This is a genomic window from Microbulbifer variabilis (genome assembly GCF_056232115.1).
Genome location: NZ_CP174325.1, coordinates 2,543,593 through 2,569,987, shown reverse-complemented (window position 1 = coordinate 2,569,987; position 26,395 = coordinate 2,543,593). Strand labels below are relative to the sequence as shown.

Annotated in this window: 18 protein-coding genes; 4 read left to right on the top strand and 14 right to left on the bottom strand. The window is 47.0% G+C overall.

The annotated features are described in order from the left end of the window. Positions 1 to 34 precede the first annotated feature (34 nt). Both pepQ and ACJJI7_RS11460 read left to right on the top strand, forming a co-directional pair. A complete protein-coding gene (pepQ, locus tag ACJJI7_RS11465; protein WP_282951488.1) occupies positions 35 to 1,336 on the top strand; it encodes a Xaa-Pro dipeptidase in 1,302 nt (433 codons plus the stop codon). Between the two features lie 205 nt (positions 1,337 to 1,541). After that, the gene (locus tag ACJJI7_RS11460; protein WP_444902114.1) at positions 1,542 to 3,593 is read left to right on the top strand and encodes an amidohydrolase family protein; all 2,052 of its coding nucleotides are present in this window, start codon (positions 1,542 to 1,544) and stop codon (positions 3,591 to 3,593) included. Positions 3,594 to 3,690: 97 nt separating this feature from the next. On the opposite strand, the gene metE is transcribed toward ACJJI7_RS11460, so the two are convergent. Continuing rightward, a complete protein-coding gene (gene metE / locus ACJJI7_RS11455; RefSeq protein WP_282951490.1) occupies positions 3,691 to 5,925 on the bottom strand; it encodes a 5-methyltetrahydropteroyltriglutamate--homocysteine S-methyltransferase in 2,235 nt (744 codons plus the stop codon). A 180-nt stretch (positions 5,926 to 6,105) separates the two neighbouring features. Between metE and ACJJI7_RS11450 the strand changes: the two genes are divergently transcribed. Both ACJJI7_RS11450 and ACJJI7_RS11445 read left to right on the top strand, forming a co-directional pair. Beyond that, on the top strand, positions 6,106 to 7,074 hold the full coding sequence (locus tag ACJJI7_RS11450; protein ID WP_020412122.1) for a LysR family transcriptional regulator: 969 nt from the start codon (positions 6,106 to 6,108) through the stop codon (positions 7,072 to 7,074). 73 nt (positions 7,075 to 7,147) lie between these two features. Continuing rightward, positions 7,148 to 7,687, top strand: coding sequence for a cytochrome b (locus tag ACJJI7_RS11445; RefSeq protein WP_282951491.1), 540 nt, complete (start codon positions 7,148 to 7,150; stop codon positions 7,685 to 7,687). Between the two features lie 86 nt (positions 7,688 to 7,773). Here the strand turns inward: ACJJI7_RS11445 and ACJJI7_RS11440 are convergent, their stop codons facing one another. From ACJJI7_RS11440 to ACJJI7_RS11380, 13 genes are all read right to left on the bottom strand, one after another. Next, entirely contained in the window at positions 7,774 to 9,552 is a 1,779-nt protein-coding gene (locus ACJJI7_RS11440; RefSeq protein WP_282951492.1) for a DEAD/DEAH box helicase, read from the bottom strand. A gap of 191 nt (positions 9,553 to 9,743) precedes the next feature. After that, positions 9,744 to 10,988 carry a capsule polysaccharide biogenesis protein gene (locus ACJJI7_RS11435; protein ID WP_282951493.1) on the bottom strand — a complete coding sequence of 415 codons (1,245 nt, stop codon included), beginning with the start codon at positions 10,986 to 10,988 and terminating at the stop codon, positions 9,744 to 9,746. Between the two features lie 1,029 nt (positions 10,989 to 12,017). After that, entirely contained in the window at positions 12,018 to 13,955 is a 1,938-nt protein-coding gene (locus ACJJI7_RS11430; protein WP_475717071.1) for a capsule polysaccharide biogenesis protein, read from the bottom strand. A 104-nt stretch (positions 13,956 to 14,059) separates the two neighbouring features. Continuing rightward, positions 14,060 to 14,992 carry a glycosyltransferase family protein gene (locus tag ACJJI7_RS11425; protein ID WP_444945579.1) on the bottom strand — a complete coding sequence of 311 codons (933 nt, stop codon included), beginning with the start codon at positions 14,990 to 14,992 and terminating at the stop codon, positions 14,060 to 14,062. Positions 14,993 to 14,997: 5 nt separating this feature from the next. Further along, positions 14,998 to 16,731 (bottom strand): SLC13 family permease, encoded by a 1,734-nt coding sequence (locus tag ACJJI7_RS11420; protein WP_282951496.1) that lies wholly within the window; start codon positions 16,729 to 16,731, stop codon positions 14,998 to 15,000. A gap of 268 nt (positions 16,732 to 16,999) precedes the next feature. Beyond that, entirely contained in the window at positions 17,000 to 19,264 is a 2,265-nt protein-coding gene (locus ACJJI7_RS11415; protein ID WP_444902115.1) for a glycosyltransferase family 2 protein, read from the bottom strand. 124 nt (positions 19,265 to 19,388) lie between these two features. Beyond that, positions 19,389 to 20,531, bottom strand: a complete 1,143-nt coding sequence (locus ACJJI7_RS11410) for a glycosyltransferase family 92 protein (RefSeq protein ID WP_444902116.1) — start codon at positions 20,529 to 20,531, stop codon at positions 19,389 to 19,391. Positions 20,532 to 20,672: 141 nt separating this feature from the next. Next, positions 20,673 to 21,233 carry a sulfotransferase gene (locus tag ACJJI7_RS11405; protein ID WP_020412113.1) on the bottom strand — a complete coding sequence of 187 codons (561 nt, stop codon included), beginning with the start codon at positions 21,231 to 21,233 and terminating at the stop codon, positions 20,673 to 20,675. Positions 21,234 to 21,369: 136 nt separating this feature from the next. After that, positions 21,370 to 22,428, bottom strand: coding sequence for a UDP-glucose 4-epimerase GalE (gene galE / locus ACJJI7_RS11400; RefSeq protein WP_282951500.1), 1,059 nt, complete (start codon positions 22,426 to 22,428; stop codon positions 21,370 to 21,372). After that, entirely contained in the window at positions 22,425 to 23,360 is a 936-nt protein-coding gene (galU, locus tag ACJJI7_RS11395; protein WP_282951501.1) for a UTP--glucose-1-phosphate uridylyltransferase GalU, read from the bottom strand. The genes galE and galU overlap by 4 nt, the downstream gene beginning before the upstream one ends. 130 nt (positions 23,361 to 23,490) lie before the next feature. After that, on the bottom strand, positions 23,491 to 24,630 hold the full coding sequence (locus tag ACJJI7_RS11390; RefSeq protein ID WP_282951502.1) for a polysaccharide pyruvyl transferase family protein: 1,140 nt from the start codon (positions 24,628 to 24,630) through the stop codon (positions 23,491 to 23,493). 7 nt (positions 24,631 to 24,637) lie between these two features. Next, a complete protein-coding gene (locus ACJJI7_RS11385) occupies positions 24,638 to 25,522 on the bottom strand; it encodes a WcbI family polysaccharide biosynthesis putative acetyltransferase (protein ID WP_444902117.1) in 885 nt (294 codons plus the stop codon). Between the two features lie 15 nt (positions 25,523 to 25,537). After that, complete coding sequence (locus ACJJI7_RS11380; protein WP_282951503.1) at positions 25,538 to 26,386, bottom strand: sulfotransferase family protein; 849 nt, start codon at positions 26,384 to 26,386, stop codon at positions 25,538 to 25,540. Between the last annotated feature and the right edge of the window lie 9 nt (positions 26,387 to 26,395).

The following is a 26,395-nucleotide window of genomic DNA, read 5'->3' as shown; positions in this document are numbered from 1 at the left end:
TCTTATAGATTCAGCGATCCATTTTGGGGAGAACATGGATAAAAACCTTTACGCCGATCATATGGCCACCCTGTGCCGCCGCTACGATGAAATCCTCGAGCAGAGCGGGTTTGAAATCCTCAACGTATTCAGTGGCGCTCCCAGGGTGCAGTTCCTGGACGATAACTACTACCCGTTTAAGGTGAATCCCCACTTTAAGGCACTGGTTCCCATTACCGACAATCCCCACAGCTGGGTTATCTATCAGCGCGGACAAAAGCCAAAGCTTTTGTTCTACCGTCCAGTAGACTTTTGGCACTATGTACCGCCGGCACCCCAGACCTTCTGGAGCGATTTCTACGATATCGAGCTACTGAGCAAGCCGGCCGATGCCCAGGCGTTCCTGAGCCCAGAGAATGCCGCTTTTATCGGCGAGAGCGAGAAGCTGCAAGGCTGGTCACTGGGTGAGGAAAATCCGGAGCTTCTGATCAACCGCTTGCACTGGGCTCGCGCTTATAAAACGCCTTATGAGGTCGCCTGCCTGCGTGAGGCGAACCGTATTGCGGTCAATGGCCACCGGGCCGCCGAGCAGGCTTTCCGCAGTGGTGCCAGTGAATTTGAAATCAACCAGACCTACCTGGGCGCTGCTGGCCAGGGCGAGAACCGTATGCCCTACGGCAATATTGTTGCCCTGAATGAACACGCCGCAATCCTGCACTACACCCACCTGTCTACCGAACGCCTGCCTGAGTCGCAATTGAAAAGCTTCCTGATCGATGCGGGTGCCGACTGCAATGGCTACTGCTCCGATATCACCCGCACTTACGCCTATGCCGATAACGAGTTCGCAGAGCTGGTGACAGCTATGGATGAAAAGCAGTTGCAGCTGGTGGACGGCCTCAAACCTGGCCTGCCCTACCCGGAACTGCATCGCCAGTGTCACTTAAGCGTGGGGGAGCTGTTGGCCCAATTTGGCATTATCAAAACCTCTGCCGAGAGTGCTGTGGAATCCGGCTTAACTCGCCCATTCCTGCCACACGGCCTGGGTCACTTCCTCGGCCTCCAGGTACACGATGTCGGCGGTCACCAGACCGGCCCCGATGGAGGCACGACACCCCCACCGGCCGAGTACCCATTCCTGCGTACCAGCCGAGCTATCGAGGAGAACCAGGTATTTACCATCGAGCCGGGACTCTACTTTATCGACAGCTTATTGGGAGAGCTGAAAGACTCAGACCTCGCTGCCGAGGTTAACTGGGATAAGGTCGACAGCTTCCGCCCCTATGGCGGCGTGCGTATTGAAGACAATATTGTCGTACACGCAACCGGCAACGAAAACCTTTCTCGCAACCCTTAGTTCATAGACTAAAGCAATATTGTGAGAGTGCTTACAGGTAAGCGCTCTCGCAATACCTTTACCTTACTCCGAAAGTTAAAACATTAAAGAACGCCCTACCGCTCCCGCTTTTCCTCTCGCCGCTTGCGCCCCTAAGCTGCTTGCCCCCTCACCGAAAAGAAGCCAAAGTCCATCACCGGTATTACAACAAGAAAAGGGACAGTTCATGAGAAAAAAAACACTGACAACGCTTATCGCAGCCACAATTCTAGCCGCAGCCAATAGCGCTTATGCAAAATCAATCGAGTATATTTTTTACGATAAAGAGGGCATTGCGGGCTCTGAAGTTATTCACCAGGATGGAACAAAGGTATCTGGTGAATTAAAGCTCGGCTGGAATAACCGTCGCCTAAACCTCAAGGAGAGCTTCACTATCGGTGAGGCGGCAATGCCCGAGCAATTATCCATTGAAGGGATCAGCCCATTTGGTGCTCCAGTCAGCGAAGAATTTTCCCTGGAAAATGGTGTCGCTCGCTGGAAAGGTTCCGATGAACATGGCAGTGCAAAAACTTCCGAAGCTCAATTTTATATTCCCAAGAACAGCACCCTTGCCGTACAGACGCAATTGGTAAAAGCACTGATTGCCGATGCAGATCAAAATATTGATTTACTGCCGCAGGGAAAAGCACGCCTCCATAAGCTTGATAAAGTGACCCTGCAACAAGGCGAGAAAAAGAAAACGGTCCACCTTTACGGCGTAAGTGGCCTGGGCTTTACCCCAGATCTCGCCTGGTATGATGACAATGGGGATTTATTTGCCTCCGATGAGGGGGGGTGGTTCGCCATCCTGCGCAAAGGCTGGGATAAATCTCACCTCGAAGAACTGAAAACCCGGCAAGTCGCAGCCGCAGACCAGTACCTGCAAGGTATTGCCAAGAAACATACCCACACATCAATCCAACCCATCCTGATCAGCAACGTCAACCTGGTTGATGTTGAATCTGGCAAACTACAGAGACAGCAGCATGTTCTGATCAAAGATGGAAAGATCGCAAAAATCAGTAAAAAACCGATCAAAGCCAACGGGGCAACCACCATTGATGCCCGTAATCATACGCTGATCCCCGGCCTCTGGGATATGCACGCCCACTTATCCCCTACCGATGGTGTTCTGAATATGGCCGCTGGCATTGTTAATGTTCGCGACATCGGTAATACCCATGAAAGTATCATGCGTATTGAAGGGATGTTTGAGTCAGAGCAAATCATTGGCGGCGACCTATTCCGCGCGGGCTTTATGGACCGGGAAAGCGAAAATGCCATGCGTATGGGCAAGACTGCAGACAGCCTGGAAGAAGCCAAGGATATTGTCGAATGGTACGCGGATCGCGGCTATCAGCAAATTAAAACCTACAGCTCAATGGAGCCCGAGTGGATCGCTCCCTTAGCCAAGCATATCCACGAAAATGGTATGCGTTTGTCCGGTCATATTCCTGCATTTATGACCGCCGAAGAGGCAGTGGACGCGGGCTTTGATGAAATTCAGCATATCAATATGCTGTTCCTGAATTTTATGGGCAAGATAGATACCCGTAAAAGACTGCGCTTTACAGAAATCGGGGAGCACGCCCACGAGCTGGATCTGGATAGCAAAAAAGTGGCTGCTTTCCTGGATAAGCTAGCCAAGAAAGGCACTGTCGTAGACGCAACCACCACCGTATTCAGCTCGATGTTACTGCGCCAACCGGGCAAAGTAGATCCTGAATTTGCCGATATTACCGACCACCTTCCAGTGAATATCCAGCGCGCTTTTATTGGAGCCGAACTGGATGTGAAGCCGGAACACCGGGATGACTACGACCTTTCAGCGGAAGCCCTGCTGGCCATGATGCTCAAGCTACACGAGCACAAGGTCACTATGGTAGCGGGCTCCGATGGTATCCCCGGATTTACCCTGTTACGTGAACTGGAGCTCTATGCCAAAGCCGGTATTCCCAATATTGATGTGCTGCGCACGGCCACCCTGGTACCGGCGCAGGTTATGGGGGCCGACGAGTACACTGGCAGTATTGCGGTGGGGAAAAATGCAGACCTGGTTTTACTGGAGGGAAATCCTCTCGAGGATATCACCGCGCTGCGTCGCACTGCACTGGTGCTCGAGGGGCAGAATATGTATCGCCCGGATGAGCTTTACACAGCTTTGGGTATTAAACCTTTCCACCCTTCAGTGCCATTTGAATTAAATAACACTACTACAGTAGCCGCCAAGTCCCAGTAAGTGAAAAAAACAGTAGCGGAAAAAACAGAAGCGAAAAAAACAGAAAAGAAAAAACCGGCAATCCAAATGATTGCCGGTTTTTCTACTTATAAATTGACTAAGCCAGTTCTGTACGCACAGTGCGCGCAGCCTCTACCATATTCAGCAAGGATGACCCCACCTCAGCCCAGTTACGGGTTTTAAGGCCGCAATCCGGATTTACCCAAAGTCTCTCAACTGGCACCACCTGTGCAATTTTCTTAAGCCGCTCCACCAGCTCACCCCTATCCGGCACATTGGGAGAGTGAATATCGTAAATGCCAGGTCCAATTTCATTGGGGTAACCACCAGCCTTGTCGGCAAAAGCGCTGAGCAGGCGCAGGTCAGATCTCGCAGATTCAATAGTAATCACATCCGCATCAAGGGAAACAATAGCATCCATAATTGCATTGAAATTGCTGTAGCACATATGAGTATGGATTTGCGTTTCCGCTTTCACTTCACTGCAGGTATAGCGGAAACAACCCACCGCCCACGAGAAGTAATCTGCATGTTCTGATTCTCTCAGGGGCACGCCTTCGCGCAGAGCCGGCTCATCTATTTGAATAATACCGATACCCGCCGACTCCAGGTCCAGAACCTCCTCACGCAAAGCCCTGGCAATTTGCAGGCAGCTCTCACTGCGGTGAATATCCTCTCGCGGGAAGGACCAGTTGAGAATTGTTACCGGGCCAGTCAACATGCCTTTTACAGGTTTTTTGGTAAGGCTCTGTGCGTAGCTGCTCCACTCCACAGTTATTGCCTGGGGCCGGGAAATATCCCCAAAAATAATCGGCGGTTTTACACAGCGGGAACCATAACTCTGCACCCAACCATTGCCGGTATGCACAAATCCATCAAGCTGTTCACCAAAGTACTCAACCATGTCGTTGCGCTCCGCTTCACCGTGAACCAGAACATCCAAGCCAAGAATTTCCTGCCGCCGGATCGCTTCAGCAATCTCCGCGCGCAAATGCTCCAGATAATCTTTTTCACTGATTTCACTATTGCGATACTGGCGGCGAACCTTGCGCAGTAGATCAGTCTGTGGGAATGAACCGATAGTCGTTGTAGGCAGCAGTGGTAATTGCCAGCGCTCAGCCTGCACGGGAACACGCTCCAGGTAACCCTGTTCACGCCATGTATCCCGTAGCTGTTGGGCAACTGAACCGCTTTTATCACCGCTCTTCAACTCGGTTACGGTCGTACTTACCTCTTGATCTAGAAGACTTTGCAGGTGCACCAGCTCATCCAGTTTTTGGCGAGCGTAGGCAAGTTTTTGCTTTTGCTCCACGGGCAGGGAGATTTCAGTATCCAGGTCTACCGGGCTGTGTAGCAACGAACAACTGGCTGAGATCCACAAGCGGTCACCCAGCTTTTCCGCCATTGGCTTCAGGACACGCTGCCATTTATCCAGATCTGCACGCCAGATGTTACGTCCGTTCACCACACCCGCAGAAAGTACCTGCTTATCACCAAGGAGATCGCGGGCGGTATTTAATTCTTCTGGCGCTCGTATACAGTCAAGATGCACACCATCCACTGGCAGAGAGAAAGCCAGCTGTAGATTTTCCCGCAGTGGGGAAAAGTAAGTTGCCAGGAGTAAATTCAGGCTGCCAGAATCCGCGCCAATCCCCTTGTATGCACCAATAAATGCGGAGCGCCATTCTTCTGGCAAGTCCAAACCCAGGATTGGTTCATCGAGCTGAACCCACCCCACACCGAGATCAGCCAGCTGCGAAAACAACTGTGTGTAACACGGCAACAAACTCGGCAACAGGGCCAAAGCGCTATCAACGCCTCTTCCCAACCATAGGTAGGTTAAGGGACCCATTACTACCGGCTTTACTTTATGCCCCTGAACCTGAGCTTCACGCACTTCATCCAACAACCATTCACTATCCAGGGAGAAGGCCTGTTGATCAGTAAGCTCCGGTACCAGGTAGTGGTAGTTAGTATCAAACCACTTGGTCATGGCACTGGCCGCAACCGGCTGCCCAGAGGGAGCTCGCCCCCGCGCCAAACGAAAGTACTGATCCAGTTTGTTCTCCGCGGCACCTTCAGAAAAACGATCGCCCACCACACCAAACATCAACGAGTGATTCAGTACCTGGTCATACCAGGCAAAATCTCCCACTGTCACCCAATCCAGACCGGCATCACTCTGTGCCTGCCAGTTGCTACGACGTATTTCCGCTCCCTCCTGCAAGAGTTGCTGCTGGGAAATTTCCCCACGCCAGTATGCCTCCTGGGCCTTCTTTAACTCACGATTGGCCCCGATACGGGGATAGCCAAGAATATGTGTCTGCGCCATGTCTCTGTTACCAAGTCCATTCCTGTGAGGGAGCATCGCTCCGTGTATACGGTCGTTCGCGGTAAATCGCCGGTTCCAGATCCCGTCACACACTCCGCGATAATTCAGACTTGATTGTGTCGGCACAGTGTTATTCAATCAATTTCATATTTTTTGCGGTTAACATGAATAAATTTAAAGATGATTGAGCTGCGCCAACTTCGTGCCCTTTGCACCCTAAGGGAGACCGGCAGCCTGGTCCGAGCCGCCGAGAGGCTACACCTAACCCAGTCGGCACTATCCCATTTATTCCGGGAAATGGAGGAGCGCCACGATCAGCCGTTATTTGTGCGCAAATCCCGCCCGCTACGCTTTACCAGCGCAGGACTGCGTCTGTTACAGCTCGCTGACGACATACTGCCGCGGGTGGCCGTCGCACAGCGCGACCTGGCCCGGCTCGCTTCAGGCCAGTCTGGCCGTCTCAATATCGCCATTGAATGCCACAGCTGTTATCAATGGCTGATGCCAACCCTAAATACCTACCGCGACGACTGGCCCGAAGTAGAGCTGGACCTCTGTAGTGGATTTCACTTCGCACCGCTACCGGCACTAGTTCGCGGCGATCTGGATCTCGTGGTCACCTCCAACCCTGATTCAGAGCTGAAAGGTATCCACTACTACCCTCTGTTCAGCTTCGAGATGTGCCTGGCGCTCAGCCGTAACCACCCCTTATTACAAAATGGCAAGCGGCGCTGGGTCACCCCCAATGACCTGGACGGAGAAATACAGATCACCTATCCCGTGGAGCGGGAGCGCCTGGATATATTCCAACATTTCCTCGACCCGGCAGGTGTTGAACCCGCAGATGTGCGTACGGCAGAATTGACGGTTATGATGGTGCAACTGGTGGCCAGTGGCCGTGGTGTCTGTGCCCTACCCGACTGGGCCCTACACGAATACCTGCAAAAAGGATTTATTGCGCAATTGCGCTTGGGGGAAAAGGGCCTCTGGAGCACCCTCTACGCAGCGGTGCGAGAGGAAATACTGGAGCAGGCTTACTTGGCTGACTTCCTACAAACAGCGCGGGATACCTGTTTTTCCCACTTGAAGGGCATTCGCGCTGCCACTGGGGATAAAAACCGACAGGCCGAATTAACCACAGAGACATAACGGGAGCGGGTGCACACACTCGCCACAATTGATAAGCCTCTTCTCGGGCATTGTTTTTACAGGAGATTTACCTATGTCAACATCGAACGAAGGCTGGAATTCAGTCAGCAAGGGCTTGCACTGGTTATTTGTGATTCTACTGCTGGCCGTGTGGGGCGCTGTAGAGCTACATGAGTTCTTCGACCGGGAGGACCCCATGCGCGGCTGGTTTGTACGCCTGCACTTCTCGTTGGGTGTTGCTGTACTGATGCTGCTGGCTGTTCGCCTTTACTGGCGTGCACGTCACAAGCGCCCGGAAATTCAGGGAACTACTTGGCAGAAGGCCGTTTCCAAACTGACACACGGCGCCCTTTACCTGGTCTTGTTGGCAATGCCAGTATCCGGAATTGCCATGCGCCAGCTGTTTGGCCGAGATACTGAATTTTTTGGTCTTTTCGCGTTGCCACGCCTGTTAGAGAAAAACCCCGATCTGGGCAAGCAGCTCGCCTTCCTTCACAAAGACGTTCTATGGCCGGCACTGTTGGTATTGGTTGGCCTGCATATTGCCGCCGCCCTGTGGCATCACTTTGTGAAGCGCGATACCACATTGACCCGTATGCTGCCGCAGCGCTAGCACCGGAGAATAGAAAAAGCGATAAACTAAAATGGTTTATCAAATAAAAAACGGCGCCTTCGGCGCCGTTTTTTATAGGGGCTATATTACTCCCCGCTATTCTCCCGCTTGAACTTGGGCTTTCCTTTTAGCTTATCTTTCGACTTACCCTTGGGTTTACCTTTCGGTTTACCCTTGGGCTTTGAGCTTGCCTCATCAAAGCGTGATATCTTCATCGGCTTTCCAGACACACGCACTTTTTTCAGGTGCTGGAAGACTTCTTTTGGCATTCCTTCAGGCAGGTCCACCGTAGTGAAATCCGGGTAGATCTCAATACGACCAATGTAGGAACTATCCAGCTCCACTTCATTGGCAATTGCGCCAACAATACTGCCAGGCCTTACACCATGTTCGCGTCCGATTTCGATACGGTAGCGCTCCAGGCCTTCGTCCGGTGCCGGCAATTTGCGGTCTTTCTCATAACCACCTCGCTTGCGGCCGCGCGCCCCTTCGAAGTCATCATCGCGCTCGCGTCGTTCTCTGCGCTGCTTGGGCTCCTGCTCTTTGATCAATAAAGGCTGATCGCCCTGAGCCATCGCAGCCAGCGCCGCGGCTACATCCAGTGGGTCCACTTCATTTTGTGCCAGGAATTCCTCTACCAGCTGGCGGTAGGGAGCCAGATCAGTTTGGCCTTCCAATGTTGTGGTAATACGTTCACGGAAACGCTGCATACGAGCACTGTTAACCGCCGCCGCGCTTGGCAACTCCAGCTTTTCAATCGGCTTTTTAGTGGCCTTCTCAATAATTCGCAGCATGCGGCGTTCACGCGGTGCGACAAACAGGATGGCATCACCTTCACGGCCTGCGCGACCAGTACGGCCAATACGGTGGATATAGGCTTCGGTATCGTAGGGGATGTCGTAATTGATCACATGGCTGATACGCTTCACATCCAAGCCTCGCGCCGCCACATCAGTGGCCACTACGATATCGAGCTTGCCATTCTTGAGCTTATCGATCACCGCCTCACGCAGGTTCTGTGCCATATCTCCATTCAGTGCTGCACTGGCGAAGCCACGCGCTGCCAGCTTATCTGCGAGCTCCACAGTGCTGTTCTTGGTGCGCACAAAAATAATTGTGGCATCCACTGGCTCAGCTTCCAGAATGCGGGTCAGTGCATCCAGCTTGTGAAGACCACCCACTGGCCAGTACCGTTGGCGAATAGTCTCAGCAGTCTCGGTCTTAACCCGAATTTTGACTTCTACCGGCTCCTGCAGGTGCTCTCGGGCGATACGGGCAATCTCTTTGGGCATGGTCGCAGAGAAAAGGGCAATCTGGCGCTCTTCGGGAATTTGTTCCAATACCCATTGCACGTCATCAATAAAGCCCATGCGCAGCATTTCATCGGCTTCATCCAGTACCAGTGTACGTAAGTTGGAGAGGTCCAGAGAACCGCGGCGCATATGGTCCATCACCCGACCTGGGGTTCCCACTATTAACTGTACTCCGCGCTTCAGCTGCTGTATCTGTCCACGGTAGTCTGCACCACCGTAAATCGGTGCTACATGAAAGCCTTTAAGTTTGCCTGCATAGGCCTGGCAAGCTTCTGCCACCTGGATTGCCAGTTCACGGGTCGGCGCCAATACCAGCGCCTGGGGGCGCCGGTCACTCAAATCTAACTGGGAAAGCAGCGGCAGCGCAAAAGCAGCTGTTTTGCCGGTACCAGTTTGTGCCTGGCCCAGTACATCGCGGCCCTCCATTAAGGAAGGGATAGTCTGCGCCTGAATTGGGGACGGAGTCTCATAACCAAGCTTTTCAATGGCATTGAGGATTTCAGGCGGCAGGCCCAGCTGGTCGAAGCCGGCCGGTTTAGGGGTATCGGTCATTTCGGAATTCACTTGAAGCCAAAGTCCCTATCGAGGGACCGGAGCGGCGGGTCAAAAGGCCGCGCAGTCTAACAGGTTAGTCGATTTAGATCAGCCTATTTTTTAAACAAAGGGTGACCAGTGCAACTGAAAGCCTTTAGGAGATGCCGTATTAGGCTGAGGAGAAGCAGGGAGTTGGGAGCACCCATGCTTTATACGGCATCTGTACTACAGGTTTCGCCGGAAACAGGTCCCGGTGCAGCTAATACGGCAACTGATTGTAAGTGCTTTATCACTCCGTCTATTGTCTTATCAATGCCTTTGGAGAAGCTACCGTCAATCTGGGTTTGCTCGTAAAGATAGGTATGGAAACGCTGAAAATATGTAAAGTCTACTTTCTCGGGTGATGACCAGAAGCTGGCTAACTGACCTTGATGGGTTAATCCGGGGATATCGTAAAGTGCACGACCAAGCACCTTGGTAGGAACTTTATGCAGCAATGCTGAAATACCCACCGTACTATTGATTGTCACAACCCCCCTGGCATGATCGAGCAGAGTGGGTAGGTGTAAATCGTGGCAGTAGATAACCCTTCCGACAATACTGTACCGCTCGGCCAACACATCAATCAGCTTCTGGTAATGGCAAAAGCCTCTATCCATAGGGTGATGTTTGATAACAACCACTGTGCCCTCTGGAGCATTCTGGGCAAAGGACTTCAGCACTACATCGATGGCGTTTTCTATAGAAAAAAGGTCGGAATGCCTCCTAAGCTGAAAATCATCTCGGGTCTGCAGGGGAAACAGGAAAAACTGCTGACTCAGATTTGAAGTTAACCGATCAGTCAGCTTATGCTCCTTTATCTTGTAAAGTCCCTTGCGAACAAAGCTGCGAAGCCAGTTAGTACCCTCCTCCAGCCAATCACGACTACGGTGATGCCGGTAATAAGGGAATTCTGACTGTCCAAAACGCATTGCCAAGTAATATTCGATCGCAAAAAGTGCTCTATGCCAGAACGTTTGCCCTACGGGAAGCCCTTTTTGGCGTCCATTAGGTTCGTACTGGTTAATTGTCTCCTCAGACCAATCCCTCTGGGAGAAAGCATTTACTCCTCCCCACTCCAGAGTTACGAAATCTGGGCGCAAGTATCCCTCTTCGAATACACAAAAAGGGATTTGAAGTGATGAACAGATTTCTCTTGCCGTGGCGTGGTAGCGTCGGCAATCGCCATAGACAAAGACCGCCTCAGCCCCCTTATCTAACAGGTATTGGCGAAAAAAGAATGGCCAGTCATCCTCGCTACCGGCGAAATCTTCCTGGAAATCCGCCCACGCAAAAAAGCGATCACCGCCGTTAAAGTTGATTTTATGGGTGATCACACCATGTTGGGATAGCCTTTTCGCCACCCTGGCGAAAAATGGACCATGAGGCCCCTGTAGAAATACTGCAACAGACATAAATTGATCTACCCCTGAGTATCAATAAGCTGGCGCAATACAACTTGTCGGTAGGCAAGTGTAGGAGGAGAGAACAGAAACTTGCCTACGCATTTCGATACCACAAAACCTAAGTTAGTCAACAACCCACAGTGAGGTATTATCTCATCTAAAGTCAAGCTCCTAAAGCCTCCTCTAACTCCGCAATACCGCTCTCTACAGATCAGTGACAAGCCAAGGCCTATACATTGAACCTTTCTTAATAGCTATTTACAAAGACAGCGTCTGTATTAGTGGAAATTGAGAGTCGATTAATTTAGGCCTTTACATATTTTCATAGACGCAAATAAATCTATCGCCCGCCAATTGCCAGTGCCCGGAGAAAAAGCATCTTATATCAAGAAAAAAAATATGCCATCACACACAAATACAGCGCATGTGCCCCTTCAAAGTAGACTAACAGTCCATATATAACCGCACCCTGTTTTTTACCCAACAAATTTTTATCACTGCGCACAGCCGTACATCATCGGTGAGCAGTTTAGTGCAGCTCAAAGAATAGAAGCAGCGCAGCTGCAATCGTTTGCAGCTTGAATTGAATAAAACATCTTCCCCTTAAATAAAATCACTGCCAAAACTCAGAAAAGCGAAAAACCATTAAATACAAAACCACTGATCAACTCTTTTTGCAAAGCAAAACTCTATGACTCGCCTCAATCTTTAAGACAGCATTGATAGCAACCATAAGCGAGACAGATAATCCCAGGAAAACTTAAGAATAAAGTTACATTCAACAACAAAACAGGACTCGCAACTAGAGAAAAGGGCATTAACTTAAAAAAGATGAAGCAATTCCTGAAAAGAACCCAAATACCGCAAATCCCACTCAAAATTAGACTGTAATTAGAAAATAATGCGATTATTTAAAGGTGCGAGATCAACATCAAGAAAACACAAAACCAAATAACCTAAATGAAAATATATTTCACAAAGACCTGTATTACATATCTTCTAAGGTAGAAGTCTACGCCTAGCCAACAACCGCTTAAACTAATAACGCAAAAATTTACTCCGATACCAACAGAAAAACTTAAAGAAAATATTATTTCGGACACTCAAATTTCGTTCAGACTCTAACAGCTCAACTGTTGTCTCTGCGTCTATATACTCCCCAGTATTTCTATCCACATATACCGGATAAAGCAATAAAGTAGCCGCAATTAGTTGATCCAGACTTAAGTGGCGCTGCCTACGAGACTTCAGTTCAAATAAGTCTTTTTTACTCATCTCCTTGTTTTCTATAAGTTTATCATTTGTGAGACCCCAGCCTGCATAAAAAGGCAGGCCATAGGTTACCACCCTTACCCCGCGCATCAGAGCCTCAAAGCCGCTCAGTGAACTGAGTGTATGTACTTCATCTACATTTTCTAATAAAAAAGAAAAATCACCCTGCTCTACTATTAAATCAAACAAAGACTCAGCACCTGCCGGCAGCGCTCCCAGTCGAGCTCCGGCTACCACATCCGGGTGGGGTTTATACACAATATATGCCCCTGGATTATCGCGCCTTACTCTTTCAAGCAATGAAAAATTACTTTTTAATTTTGGTGAGCCATAGGCAATGGATGCATCACTTTCGACTTGACCAGGAATCAGGATCACTTTCTTATCTGAGGAAATACCTAAACTGGATATTGGCTTACAAACACTTAAATTGTATTTAGTTAAGCGTTTTCTGATCAGCGATTTTTGTAGCTTTCTGGCCCTATTTAATAATGACTCTGGAAAAACCCCAAAATTTAACAGCGCTTCAAGATCACTTGGTTGCTCCGCATCAAAATAGATACCACGAGAATCAAAAACCAGCGACTTTGGCGAAATTAAATCTGCCCCCAAACCAACAGAGCGTAAGAAACCATCCTCTACCCGCCATAAATTTAAGTTTGAGCGCTTACATTCCTCCTTTAATTCACTCGACGCTCGACTTGCCCAAACCAGAATATTGGTACCGATATCCAGATTTCTTGCTTCGCTATACCTTTTAGAGAATTTCACCCTATCCTTATTTCCAAGGAAATCAGGAATAAATCGACGCTTCCAAGCTGAAAACCCAATGCCCTGCCACTGTCCCCGAAACCGGTTCCACTGTCTTTTTTGTTCGGCAATGAGTCCAACAGTATCCTCAAATTCACACTTCTGTCTTGTGTAGGGATTTATATATCGACAATAGCGCAGGTAAGCAGCGTCGAAAATCTCCGCCAAAGTACGCTTGATTCCACGGCGTTCCGAGCTTTGGCGATCCTTGGTCAACCCCCAACCAGCATAAAAAGGCATACCAAAACAATGCACTTCTTTACCAGCAATTAGTGCATCAAAGCCCAGCTGGCTACTTACCACATAGACCTTTTCAACTCGATCAAATATTGCCCAAGGAGAAATATCCTGGGTAAGTATCTTACAGCCTTTTTCCTCCGCCAGCTCTTCCAGATATCCGCGTTTCTTTCCCGCAATAACATCTGGGTGAATTTTTACTAATATTTCAGCCCTAGGATTTTCACGGGTGGCGCTTTCCAACATTTGCTGGAAATGTTTCGTTGAAGCTAATCCTCCACTAACAGATTTGTCGCCATAGGTTTGGTCAACTACCAACACATAAGCGCGACTGTCCGGTAATTCCAGGGGAGTATCATCAGCAGAGTTGTATTTACAAAGTCTATAGCTTCGTAAAAGCCGGAGCCCTGCTTCTGCTCGCTCTATCTCTTCTGCCGAACAAGCAGATTCTCCGATCAAGGACTCAAGATCACTTGGGCGGGAGGCATCGTAATAAATACCTGTCTGATCAACAATTAAGCTGTGGGGTTCAGCGCCCTCAACCCCCAGACCCAGTGATCGCAAAAATCCATCTTCAATACAGGAATAAGGTAAATTTGAGCGAACGGCTATACGTTGCGCCTTATCCGCAGTTGCCTTGAGACCCCAACCAACCATATGGGTAACAGACTTACCTGGTTTTGACAGCACATACTGACAGGGAGCCCCTAGAAAATGTTCCAGGTTGCGCAATCGGCTAAGGCCCAGCGAACAATATCCGATTACAGACATTGTCGAGCCCCACTTAATAACTTCTCACGTAATTGTTTATCATCCGCTAAATGTAAAATGCCATCTACCCAGGCCGAAGTCTCCATAGGCACCAACAAACCATTTTCCTGATGACGAATCACCCTGCCATAAATATCCCCATTCGCATATATTCCTACAGCACCAGCCCGTGTAATATCAAAAAACTTAGTGTAAGACCGGGCTTTATTAAATGGAGTGTCTAGCAACGGTGCCAAACCAATAGTTCGCCCTGGCTTTTGCAACATGGATAGATAGGTTGACCATTTCATAGGATGTATTACTTTTACTCTTGACATCCCTCGAAACAGGTTATTTACACGCCCATCACCGATAACTTCGAAATTCAAACTTGAATTTCTTTGCAATACTTTCTGAATTATTGGGACCAACCAGCGAATTTCTTCAATATGCGATGCAGAACCATGATAGAAAACTGTTAGAGGTTGACCTCCACTACAATCTATCTGCTGCGCCTGTAATAACTGTGGAGACCATTCCTGATACTTGCTCTGTAAATATGGCGTTGAGACCAACAGACCTGCCCCTATGGACTTCAGCCAACCTTGTCGTGACCAACTATAACGAAAAATCTTTAGTTGATAGCGGAGGGGTAAGCCAACAAAGGCAGACCAATCAAATAAATCGTCATCAATAAATAAATAAATTTCTGACAATTTACTAAGATTTTTATGGATAAGAGACTGCCATGATCTGGGGATATAACGTACAAATATCAACCCCAGGCCCTCAAGCTCATCACCACTAAGAACTTCCGAAAAAGACAACCGCTGTACTTGCGCTTTTTTCTTCCGCAAATAAGGAATAACAAAATAATCCGTTGAGGGGTTTGGGCCCTCTTCAACGATCAACCAGCGGTTCGCATTATCCAATTCAGTTCTCAAAAGCTTCAATTCTCAAAGGGAAATACGATTGGCAATAATGTTAGGACAGTCAAAGAGTATGCAATGGTGAGAGGTAAACCCGCACGCAGGAAGTCCCTTAAGTGATACCCACCCAAGTTTTGCACTATCAGATTGGTCTGGTAGCCAAATGGAGTCAAAAAACTTGCGCTGGCCCCATAGGCCACGGCCATTACAAAAGGCACCCAACTCACCCCAAAACTCTCTGCCAAACTCCAGGCAAGAGGGAAAGTAAGCGCGGCGGCTGCATTATTCGTCATCAGTTCGGTTAGGACTAAGGTCAGCAAAAATATACCCACCAGACCAGCCAACGGTCCCCAGCCAGCAAGCATACTCCTCAAACCACCAGCCAGCGTGTCCGCCAAGCCACTAACAGCAAAGGCCTCTGCAAGTACCAAGGCACAGGCAATAATTAACCATATCTGGAAAGGGAAGCGTCGCTGCATCTCAGTAGTCGATACGATACCCAGCCCTATCATGCCACCCAGCAATACCACCAGTCCTTTCAGCAACGAAAAATAGCCGAGCGCCGCACCGGAAACTACGGCAGCAAAACCAAGGCCCAGCAGCCAGTTATCCCGCCGTGAAAGTTCACGCCGTACTTCAGTACCGCTTATCACATAAAAGTTCTTATCGATATTTAAGTGATGCTTGAAATCCGCTCCCACTGCCAGCAGCAGCGCATCTCCCGCGCGCAGCTCTATCTCCCCCAGCTTCCCTGACAACCGTTCACCGCCACGGCGCATAGCAACTACAGCAGCGTCGAAACGAGTACGAAAGTTGCACCCCTTTAGGGTTTGGCCAAGGATACTGGAACTGGGCGTTACCACCACCTCGGTGAGATTCAGGTCCAACTTCTCATCTTCCAGAGCGAAAAGGCGTAACCCCTCAATATCCTGTAAACGTCCCAGATCTCGGACATCACCACTAAAAATCAGCTTATCCCCACAACGGAGCACCTCTGAAGGTGCCACTGGACTTATGATTTGATTTCCACGAACAATTTCGATCAAGTAGAGGGTCTCCAGCTGGCGCAAGCGGTTCTGTTCAACGCTCTTGCCATCCAGGGGTGAATCTGCCACTACCTCTGCTTCCAGCAGATATTCAGTCACCGGCTCCTCAGTTACCGCCCCTTCAGGTAAAAGGCGATTACACAACAACAACACTGCCAGTCCCACTAAGGTTGCGGCCAATCCTACTGGCAAAAAAGTGAAGAACTCCAGACCTTGCAGGCCACGGTCCAGCACGAAACTATTAACAATCAGGTTGGTGGAAGTGCCTATCAGGGTCAGGGTTCCACCGAGAATAGCGGCATAGGAAAGTGGTAATAGCAGCTTTGCTGCCGGTAAACGGCGTTGTCCTTTGACGCTGGACGCCAAAGCTGCCACCACAGCAGTATTGTTGAGAAAAGCTGAACTTAGCGCTGTTGCAGTAGTTAAGCGTAGAAGGCTGATCCTCAGGGAGCCATTGATCAACCCTTCTGAAAGAGCCCGCAACCAACGGGCCTTCTCCAACCCCACCGATACCAGTAACAAAATTATCAATGTCACCAAACCCGGGTTAGCCCCCTTCTGTAACACCGACTCCGCAGGTACCAATCCGGTCAAAAAACAGGCTCCAGCAGCTGAAGCAAAGACCAGAGAAGGGCGGAAACGTGTGAAAATCAGGGAACCGATCACCAGGGCAAAGATACCCGCAACAAAAAATTGGGAAAGTGTCATAAGATCAGGGCACCGCTCTGGTTACCGATACGAGAATTTGTTTTATTGCAGGCCTGGAGCAACAACAGATTATGCCAAAACTGATCCGGTTATGCTGCCCGCCCAAAGCTTCCTATAGTTATGCCCGTAAGCCCCCAGCCTAGCCGCCAAGCGCAACAGAAGAACATCCATACGCGCCACTCTCTTAATATGGCAAGTTGGCAAATGCAAAGAAGTCCCCATTAGAATAAATCAGTGAATACAGCTAAGGTGCCTTACTACTTCAGATTTATGCCAATGAGAAGTCCTCATGCACAAGCGTCAGATTAGGATTATAAGCTGGATCAGTATCTAACAACTCTCCCCAACGATTGCGCATATACTGCGCCTCACGCTGCGCACGGCGGCGTTTAGCCAAGGTATTGTCGGCGCCTCGAGAAACTGATTCATGATGGTAGAGTTCCGCATAAGGTGTCCACAGATTACGATAACCCGCTTCGCGCACCTTGAGACATAAATCCACATCATTAAAAGCCACCGCCAAATTAGCACTGTCCAACCCCCCCACTTCCACGAATACCGCTTTACGTATCAGAAGACACGCGGCTGTCACTGCTGAAAGGTTTTGCACTAAGTGCAGGCGCGAAAAATAACCGTATTCATTACGGTTGAAATACTTGTGGGAATGGCCTGCGACACCTCCAATCCCGAGAATCACTCCACCGTGCTGGATAGTATCATTGGAGTAGTAAAGTTTTGCGCCCACACAGCCGATTTCAGGCCGCTGCGCCTGGCTTACCATCTCTGTCAGCCAGCCCCTGTTGATAGGCTCGATGTCGTTATTCACCAACCCTATAATCTCACCCCTGGCCAGCTCAGCGCCAAAATTATTAATCGCAGAGTAATTGAATGGGTGGTCCCAACGATGCACTGAAACCCTTGTATTAGAAGTACTAATCTCCTTCAGAAAGCGCAATGTTGCCTCGCAACGGCTCTGATTATCCAAAATCAGCACCTCATAATTCGGATAATCTGTTCTGGACAGAATCGCCTCTACACAGGGCTTAAGAATCTCCAGGCCATCCCGAGTTGGAATCAGTAAACTCACCAAAGGAGCAGGCTGAGGAATAGTCCAGTGCACCCGATAGCTGTTTGGTGCTGTACCCGGCTCTGCCATAGCTTGCAACCCTTCACTTTCAAAATAATCAGTCACCGCTTTTAAGCCCGCCTTGGCTGCATAACTTTTGGCGTCGCCCTCCTGGGCGGTGGAACCATTGATCGCTCGCCAGTGGTATAGTATTTCCGGAATATGTACGACATTATCAACATTCAGATAGGGCGAACAACGCAGGAGCAAATCGTGATCCTGACTGCCCTCAACCCCCAAGCGGAAGCCTCCTACCCGTGCCACTAGAGATGCCCTTAGCACCGTCAAATGGCAAATATAATTTTGTGACAATAGAAGATCAGGATTCCAATCCGGCTTGAAGTGCGGATCAAAACGCTCACCCAAATGATCAATTTTGTCTTCATCACTATAAAGCAATTGAGCTTGCGGTTTTTTCCGAATCTCCTCTGCCACTCTTTGTAGGGCGTGCGGCGCCAGAGTATCATCATGGTCCAGTAAAGCGATATATTCGCCCTTTACCAAATTTAAAGCGCTATTACTAGCCGCTGAAATATGTCCATTACTTTTCCGGAATTCCACTTGGATACGTGCATCTTTGGCTTGGTATTCCTTCAAGCAAGCCTTAACCTGTGGTTTCGAAGACGCATCGTCGGCAATACAAAGCTGCCAATTGCCGTAACTTTGTGCTAGTACCGAGTCAACGCAAGCGCACAATAGCTTTAAATCAGTATTGTAAGTAGGGACAACAATTGAAATCAGGGGGTCTGTATTTGTATTTAGGGAAAGCCCCTTATCCGCAGATTCGAGGCGTTTGAGCTCAACGGTTCTGATCCACTCATTATAATCACGAGACTGACGTCTCTTAATAAAAGTTCTCCCGTAGTGTTCTAACGCCAAATCACGCCAACAACAATTCCTTTCTAAGGCTTCCTCGCGAATACTCCGCAACACATTCGCTTTTCCCAAGTTACGAAACTTAAAGTGCATATTGTTGAGACGCTGAGCCAAGCGATCATAAGCAAACTGGGGCAAAAGTCTGACTAAGTTAAAACGCTTTACTGAAAATAGCCCCACAGATTCCATGGGGTCAAAACGTACTGCCTGTGGTCGAGCAGAAAGGTATACCAGGCGCTTGGTGACTTTACCGGATTTAATAGGAATAAAAATGCTGTCAGATTCACTTAAACCAGCCCCATAATCAAAGTAGATCTTTGAATCTATAGAAGACTGATTATACTTCAAAGCAATTTCCACCATATACCATCCGGCACTGGGCATCCGTCCCTTTACCAGAAATTGCGGATCTTTTCCCTCAGAATACCAGTCAAAATTCATCGAAGCATCACTGGCCCGACTAATAGCAAGTGCAGGCTTAAGCCTGGAGATCAAATCAATACGAAACAGGGACTTCAAAAATTTAAACACCAGTATTAAATCCCGTTATTTAATTGTGCACTTTACCGTGCTTGTTATGCGTACCGGAATAACCTTACTTTCAAGTTTAGCTACTTGTTCCAATGCCATATCCGGCCATATATAAGGTTTCTTCCTAAACGCTAATATCCAACTTAAAGTTAACCTTCGCTTCAACAGTCGTACCGTATATATACGCCTCAATTTTATCTTCGCTGGTGATAACCTTCTTGGGTTTAAAACTGAAGCCACATTGTAGCCTTTTGGAAAGCCCCTTACGCACAACATCTGGGCGCGCCCGACTCAAATCGACAAGGTGTTCTACGCCATTGACCAACAAGCGAATCTTTACTGGACAATCAGACTCTGTAACAGCCCAACCGGTAATCAGCTCAGGCTTAACATCAACAAACGCTTTCCCGTAACAGAGGAATGGGGTTTCTGCACCAATACGATCCCTCAGGGCTGCAACGCCTGCCTTGACGTCATCAACATAGCAGAGCAGTGCCTTATCTCTCTCATCATTTAAATCGTGCGCCTTAAAGTAAGCCTCACCCTTTTTTCTCTCTGCACTGCCAGCTCCAGAGCCTTTATGCTCCTTTTTCATAACATGCTCATGACGGGACTTAACCACATAATGATTAACTCTTATCTCATCATAGAGAACCTTGCTCGTCTTGGGCTCACACGGACTGCCATTCTCAAAGACCGTTGGTTGAAGATTCCCTGAATAATAACGTCCAGATTTAAGGATACATTCATGAACATGCATCCTCTCTACCATAGAGGGCTTTAAGATCGTCTTGATATGTCGATTGAAATCATGATCTTGTTTTGAAGCATATGTAAAACGCTCAATTACCAAGCCCTCATCCTTGAATTTATGACCGGACGACCCAAAGTTTCGCCAATTGAGTGCCAGAGCACCAGCATCCTCTAGTGCATAAAAACCAGATAAAACATCCTTTAAATTACTGCCATTTGTGCTGACAAGAAATTCATCAGCATCAATAAAACACAAGAGGTCAACTTCGTTACCGAACCGATGTAACATATTATTATAAGCAGGCATCTGTGGACCACCGGTACCAACTCTGGGGAAATAAACCCTTTTTATCACACCTAGGCTGTCCAGTGCTTCCAATAACTGTGAGGATCCATCATCACTGACATTATCAGCAATATAAAAGGCATCAACACCTATCAACTGGTGATAGACAATCCATTCCAGAATATACTCATATTCATTTTTAAAAATCGCAGCGATTCCAAACTTCATTCGCGCTCCAAAAAACCATCTTTAGTCAACTATTCTAAAAAAGTTTCGAAAGTGGTCACTATTAAAATAACGTATAATCTAACAGGAGTGACAATCAGAAAAGTGCAGGCACACATTATCTCAGTCGTAGCACCAATCACACTAACAGCTGGTCCGGTGATCATGTCTGTAAAAAGAAGCCTGCATTTTTGAACAGCCAGTAAATTTTTTTATCTTGCTTCCATCATCGTTTTCAATATCAAATAGAAGGAAGTTCTCACGCCCATAAAAATACTGAAGCACATTTGAATGATGCTTGTACCACTCGTACTTCCAACGATCTATAACGCCTTCACGGTTACACGAGTAGATTTGTTCAAAACGCCGCAAGTAACTTCCATCACCGTGATTAAGGCGACTCTTTATCCATTTATCCACAGGGCGTGTATTTAATATAAAAAGAGAACCTGGGTACTGTCGGTCCAGTTCCTGATAGTATTTTTCGAAGGCATATAGGCACCGACTTGAAACCAGCTCCATATCGCTAAAGAAATCGAAATCTTCATATCCACTCAGCAATGGCCGTCCATGTAGATAGTTATCCTCAATCTGTAAAGCCAAGTTCCCATGATCCCAGTGAATAGCTTTATAGCCATTGCGCAAGAAAAAGTGGTTCAGGCTTGTCGTACCACACTTATTAAAGCCAATCTGAAATACTTTCATGCTAAAAATCTAAAAAACTTGTTTATTCAATGCCGAGCTAACTTAACGCTGTCAACACAGTGCATAGTGAGACGTTCGCGAGATTCTCTATTTTCTTCTGCTATTTTCAAGAAAATATCGCTAGCGCCATTTTCATCTACTTATTGGTAGCAACAGCGCCATAGCCATGGGGGTTTTTACTCTGCCACCGCCAAGTATCGGCCATCATCTGCTCCAACCCCAGATTTGCAACCCACCCCAATTCACATTTTGCCTTGGAAGCATCAGCCCAAAAAGCTGGCAGGTCGCCTGCACGACGTGGTGACAGCCGATAGGGAACTGTTACACCTGAAGCCCGTTCAAAAGCTCGAACTATTTCCAGTACAGAAGTGCCCCGACCGGTCCCAAGGTTAAATGCTTCTGCGCCTGACTTATCTGCCAGCCACTCCAAGGCTCGAACGTGCCCTATCGCCAAATCCACTACATGAAGGTAATCCCGCAGACAGGTGCCATCCGGTGTGGGGTAGTCATCGCCAAATATCGATAACTCGTTGCGCTTACCCACTGCAACCTGGGCGATATAAGGTAGCAGGTTGTTAGGTATTCCCTGAGGATCTTCTCCAATCAATCCAGAAGGATGCGCACCAACAGGATTAAAATATCGAAGGAGTGCCACAGAAAGCTCTGGGTTCGCAGCGGCCGCATCCCGTAAAACCTGCTCTACCATCCATTTACTGGTGCCATATGGGTTACTGGTGCGACCAGTTTGTAGAGTTTCCACATAAGGCACAGGGGCCTCACTACCATAAACAGTGGCGGAAGAGCTGAACACCAGCTGCTTAACTCCAAACGCCTGCATAGCCTCCAGTAATACCAGACTGCCACTAACATTACTCTGGTAGTAGTCGATCGGCTTCTGTGAAGATTCACCTACTGCCTTCAGTCCGGCAAAATGAATTACGGCATGAATCACATTCTCAGTAAAAATTTGGTCTAGCAGTTTGCGGTTTCTAATATCACCACGATAGAAGCGAACCGGTTTGCCGCTAATCGCCTGTACTCTTTGTAAAGCTACTTCGGAGCTATTGCACAGGCTATCGATAACTACAGCCTCAAACCCAGCCTCTTGTAATGCCACCAGGGTGTGAGAGCCAATGTAACCCGCGCCACCGGTAACCAATACCCGTCTACCCATCGTTTCGCTATTCTCAATCATGCAGCAGCATCCTCTGGAAGCTGGATCTGACTATCGGAAGCCATATCCCCAGATAGCATCAACGTATTCAAATAAGCCCGGTAATCTTCTGCTAAATCTGGATGGCGCAATCCGTATTCAACATTTGCCTTTAGATAGCCCAACTTAGAGCCACAATCATGACTCTTGCCGACCATACGATAAGCCTCAACCGTTTCCTGTGTCATCAACTCTGCAATAGCATCAGTAAGCTGAATTTCGTTACTGGCACCTGGTAATGTCTGTTCAAGTAAGGGCCATAGCTTGCGTGACAATACATAGCGTCCAACCACTGCTAAATTCGATGGCGCTTCAGCTGCAGGAGGCTTTTCCACAATGGCTGTCATTGGCTGCGAGGCATTTGGAGACAACGCTGCTCCCTGACAATCCGCCACGCCATATTTATGCACTTCTTCTACCGGAACCGGCTCAACCATCACCTGACTAACACCAATCCGATTGAATCGCGACAACATTTGCGCCAAATTATCCCGGCAGAGATTAGAAGCTGCATCATCGATAATGACGTCCGGAAGTAACACCGCAAAATCCTCATCACCCACCAATGGTCGGGCGCATAAGATGGCATGCCCCAACCCCTTCGCCTCACCCTGGCGTACATGCATGATAGTAACGTCTTTCGGGCAGATGGACCGAACCTCATCCAATAGCTGTCGTTTGACCCTGGCCTCTAGGGTAGCCTCCAACTCAAAACTGGTATCGAAATGGTTTTCGATAGAGTTCTTACTGGAATGGGTAACCAGCACAATATGTTTTATCCCAGCGGCAACCGCCTCATTGACCACATACTGAATAAGCGGTTTATCGACGATAGGCAGCATTTCTTTGGGAATAGCTTTTGTTGCTGGCAGCATACGGGTTCCCAAACCAGCAACGGGTAGAATTGCTTTCATTTAAGCTCTCAATAGAGTCATAGCTTTAAGGTACAAAAATCAACAGCCTGTAAACAGCAGACAAAAAGTCGAATCATAAATTTATAATGATTACCATAAAATTAAAATAAAACCTTTAAAAGAAGGCTTCTTAACTTATAAAGCATTTAAAGTTTTTTGAAACTTTAACATCAAGGCTTTTAAAAACATCCCAATAAATATTAGCGAGCCTTAATCTATTATCATCAAACTCTTTACCTGAAAAATTTGACTCAGAAAAAATACTCAACATCTTCTCCTTAGTATTATACCTATCAGAAAAAGTTAGACTATCAACGGATGGAACTTTCAATACATTACAAAGCTCACGAGTCCTCGTATCAGTTGTTATACATACAGCTGGAGTTTCAGCCTGTAGGGCAAGAATGTTTCCATGTATCCGAGTACCAACTGAGTGGCTGTGCAAAGTAAGATTTGTAAGCCACGAGTCTATATCACCATGAAATACTGAAAATTTCCGAAGGAAAGTAACAAGTGCAGCCCCATCCTTTACACCAAGAAATCTTTGTGCCAGATTTTCAGTCAGTGTTGCTTCACTAGCATCTAAATTTTCATTCATAAGTGCTTTAAAGAGAATTGGTGGGTGCTGTATCGTATAGCTACCACAATTGACGCTTTCCAAGAGATTCAGCAGATCTCTTTCAACCTGTTGCACTGCAGGATTTACTTGCCCGGAAGCAATATTCAATCTACTTATGGGCCTATTAAATTTATCCTCAAGCCTCACACCTAAGTTTTTATTCCCATTTATAAAAACCGTTGAACAACCACCAACAACAACATTGAAAATTCCAAGGTTATTTAGTAAGCGCTTAGTATATTCACCTCTGCATAATATTGCAGGAGAACGTTTTGCCACAGATTGCAAAAATCTTAATGTACCATTTTTTAATTCTGGGAATATCGCTTCATCTTCTGACTGTGCACCCAAGCCAATTACTAAACATGGTACATCTAGCTCTTCCACGATATCAGCAATCGCCCCCATATCCGAATTTGGATTCAGCTGATTGGAAGCCGGAAAAACAAAAAGATCAACCTTACCTTTCAATGCTATTGCATGTGCCATTCCCTGAATAATATGAAATTTAGCATCAAACATTCTAGGCACAGAGTACCAATATGCTAAATTGCCTGTATTATTTCCAGTCTTTTTCATTATCTCTTGGGCAGATAATATCCAGGGCTCTGATATACTTCCAAAATTAGGAGAAAATATTGCTACATTCATAAAACTATTAATTCTCTAAAAGAGAAACCACTTCAGATTTTTTTTCTAAAATTGCATTTTCAAGCATGGTTCTATCAACATCTTCATAAGATTGATAAAAACCTCTAATCACTTCATCAAGTCCCAGAATTTTCCCTTGAGCAAAATATACTTCATCATCTTCAAAGTCAAAGCTCAAACTATTACGCATGCAAGAAAGCGATGGACACCTAATTCCGTCCAGATATCCTGGCCCACCCCAATCTAAATCTGAAGAATAAGATCGCACACCAACTCTATCCAGAATATTATTCTTCAAAAACTCAAAGACTGGTTTTCTCGGGTGGTTGAATTGATTAAACAGTTTATAGGTTCGCGAATTAGCTCTTATGAAGTTAGACACCGGAAGATCTATATTGTTAATCTTTTCTCTATTATACAGTCGCTCTATAGATCTTTCGTAATAGTTAACAGCTTTCTTTTCTTCGATTAAACTTTCACTCAACAGCCTCTCTTTACATACGGCCTCTGAATAACCATCAAGATAGAATTTCAAAACGAAAAAATCATGAACTAGATTTAGTGGGGACTGAATTCCCGGCAACATCTCCAGCTGGGGAAAGTATCCATCAAAGTAAAGAGGCGGAAAAGATAGAGAGATACAATTTTCTGGTAGTTTCGATACAACCGATTCAGATGAAAGCTCCTCTACCCCCCTACCTCCAAAAGGCTGATAAATGAACAGATCTAGATCACGTACTTTATTCAGGATATCATTTATATCCGTACTTTCTAAAGTATGAACAGGCTTTATCTCCACCAACTTATATACGCTGCTAAAGCCCTGATCACTAAGCAAAGTTTTGGCTAGTGCCACGCTCTGACAGTTTGCATAAACGCTAAACTTTTTCATTTCTTATTTCTAAACTTAAACTTCATATCCCAATGAATTAAGCTCTTCACCTAGATACTCATTAAAAATCTCACAAAGTGATGAACCCATCTCACTTTTCCATCTAATAACTGATTCAGGTGCAGTAATGTGCTGATCCACAGAGCTTCTATTAGCAAGAACCTGATTATAATCAAGAGTCAAACCAAGCCATTCACCGATATCATTTGTCTTATCAAATGGAGACAACATAAAATCTTCGTACTTTACAAAGTAACGCCTATCGTCACACTCCATATTCGCTACATGTCTCATAAAACTCTTTCTCATTTTACAGAGTCTTATCGCATAACTTTCATCCGTATCGCTTTCTTCCCATCCAAACCCATTAAAGCCACGCTTTTTATTAAAGCTTTTTATGGAAAGAAATTCATCTCTAGGATCTCTCAGCAAGAATAAGTTTTTAGCGGCAATAACATTGTTTACATCACTGCAAATATCATGAACGACTTTCTCCGCATAATACACAGGATTATCACTATCAATTATACCTAAATTAGTTTTCTTTACTTGGGTAGAAAATCCATTCCAAAGCCTTTTCAAAAAATCTTTAGAAAGCTCATCCCTATCGAAGATACTTACTTCAGAATATGGTATGGGACCAACTTTATTCAACTCTCTATTAAAAATAGAATCCGGGTTCCAATCCGAATCATTAGCAGTATCTTTACCAACCAATCCCGACAATCTGCATAAATAAGTTAAATGACGTTTTTCAAATGGGTAATGCCTATCAAAAACTACATTATTTGAAGAACCTAGGACCTGCATTAACAATGTGGATCCTGATCTTCCAAAACTGCGCAACATAATTGGTGTAATCATAATTATGCC

What these genes read in the sequence shown, in the direction of transcription:
- ACJJI7_RS11390 (WP_282951502.1), bottom strand. Translation starts at nt 24,630, where the DNA reads ATGAATGTAGCAATATTTTCTCCTAATTTTGGAAGTATATCAGAGCCC.
- ACJJI7_RS11420 (WP_282951496.1), bottom strand. Translation starts at nt 16,731, where the DNA reads ATGACACTTTCCCAATTTTTTGTTGCGGGTATCTTTGCCCTGGTGATC.
- ACJJI7_RS11450 (WP_020412122.1), top strand. Translation starts at nt 6,106, where the DNA reads ATGATTGAGCTGCGCCAACTTCGTGCCCTTTGCACCCTAAGGGAGACC.
- ACJJI7_RS11430 (WP_475717071.1), bottom strand. Translation starts at nt 13,955, where the DNA reads ATGGTTGGTTGGGGTCTCAAGGCAACTGCGGATAAGGCGCAACGTATA.
- ACJJI7_RS11385 (WP_444902117.1), bottom strand. Translation starts at nt 25,522, where the DNA reads ATGAAAAAGTTTAGCGTTTATGCAAACTGTCAGAGCGTGGCACTAGCC.
- ACJJI7_RS11460 (WP_444902114.1), top strand. Translation starts at nt 1,542, where the DNA reads ATGAGAAAAAAAACACTGACAACGCTTATCGCAGCCACAATTCTAGCC.
- galE (WP_282951500.1), bottom strand. Translation starts at nt 22,428, where the DNA reads ATGATTGAGAATAGCGAAACGATGGGTAGACGGGTATTGGTTACCGGT.
- metE (WP_282951490.1), bottom strand. Translation starts at nt 5,925, where the DNA reads ATGGCGCAGACACATATTCTTGGCTATCCCCGTATCGGGGCCAATCGT.
- ACJJI7_RS11440 (WP_282951492.1), bottom strand. Translation starts at nt 9,552, where the DNA reads ATGACCGATACCCCTAAACCGGCCGGCTTCGACCAGCTGGGCCTGCCG.
- pepQ (WP_282951488.1), top strand. Translation starts at nt 35, where the DNA reads ATGGATAAAAACCTTTACGCCGATCATATGGCCACCCTGTGCCGCCGC.
- ACJJI7_RS11410 (WP_444902116.1), bottom strand. Translation starts at nt 20,531, where the DNA reads ATGAAGTTTGGAATCGCTGCGATTTTTAAAAATGAATATGAGTATATT.
- galU (WP_282951501.1), bottom strand. Translation starts at nt 23,360, where the DNA reads ATGAAAGCAATTCTACCCGTTGCTGGTTTGGGAACCCGTATGCTGCCA.
- ACJJI7_RS11435 (WP_282951493.1), bottom strand. Translation starts at nt 10,988, where the DNA reads ATGTCTGTTGCAGTATTTCTACAGGGGCCTCATGGTCCATTTTTCGCC.
- ACJJI7_RS11405 (WP_020412113.1), bottom strand. Translation starts at nt 21,233, where the DNA reads ATGAAAGTATTTCAGATTGGCTTTAATAAGTGTGGTACGACAAGCCTG.
- ACJJI7_RS11380 (WP_282951503.1), bottom strand. Translation starts at nt 26,386, where the DNA reads ATGATTACACCAATTATGTTGCGCAGTTTTGGAAGATCAGGATCCACA.
- ACJJI7_RS11445 (WP_282951491.1), top strand. Translation starts at nt 7,148, where the DNA reads ATGTCAACATCGAACGAAGGCTGGAATTCAGTCAGCAAGGGCTTGCAC.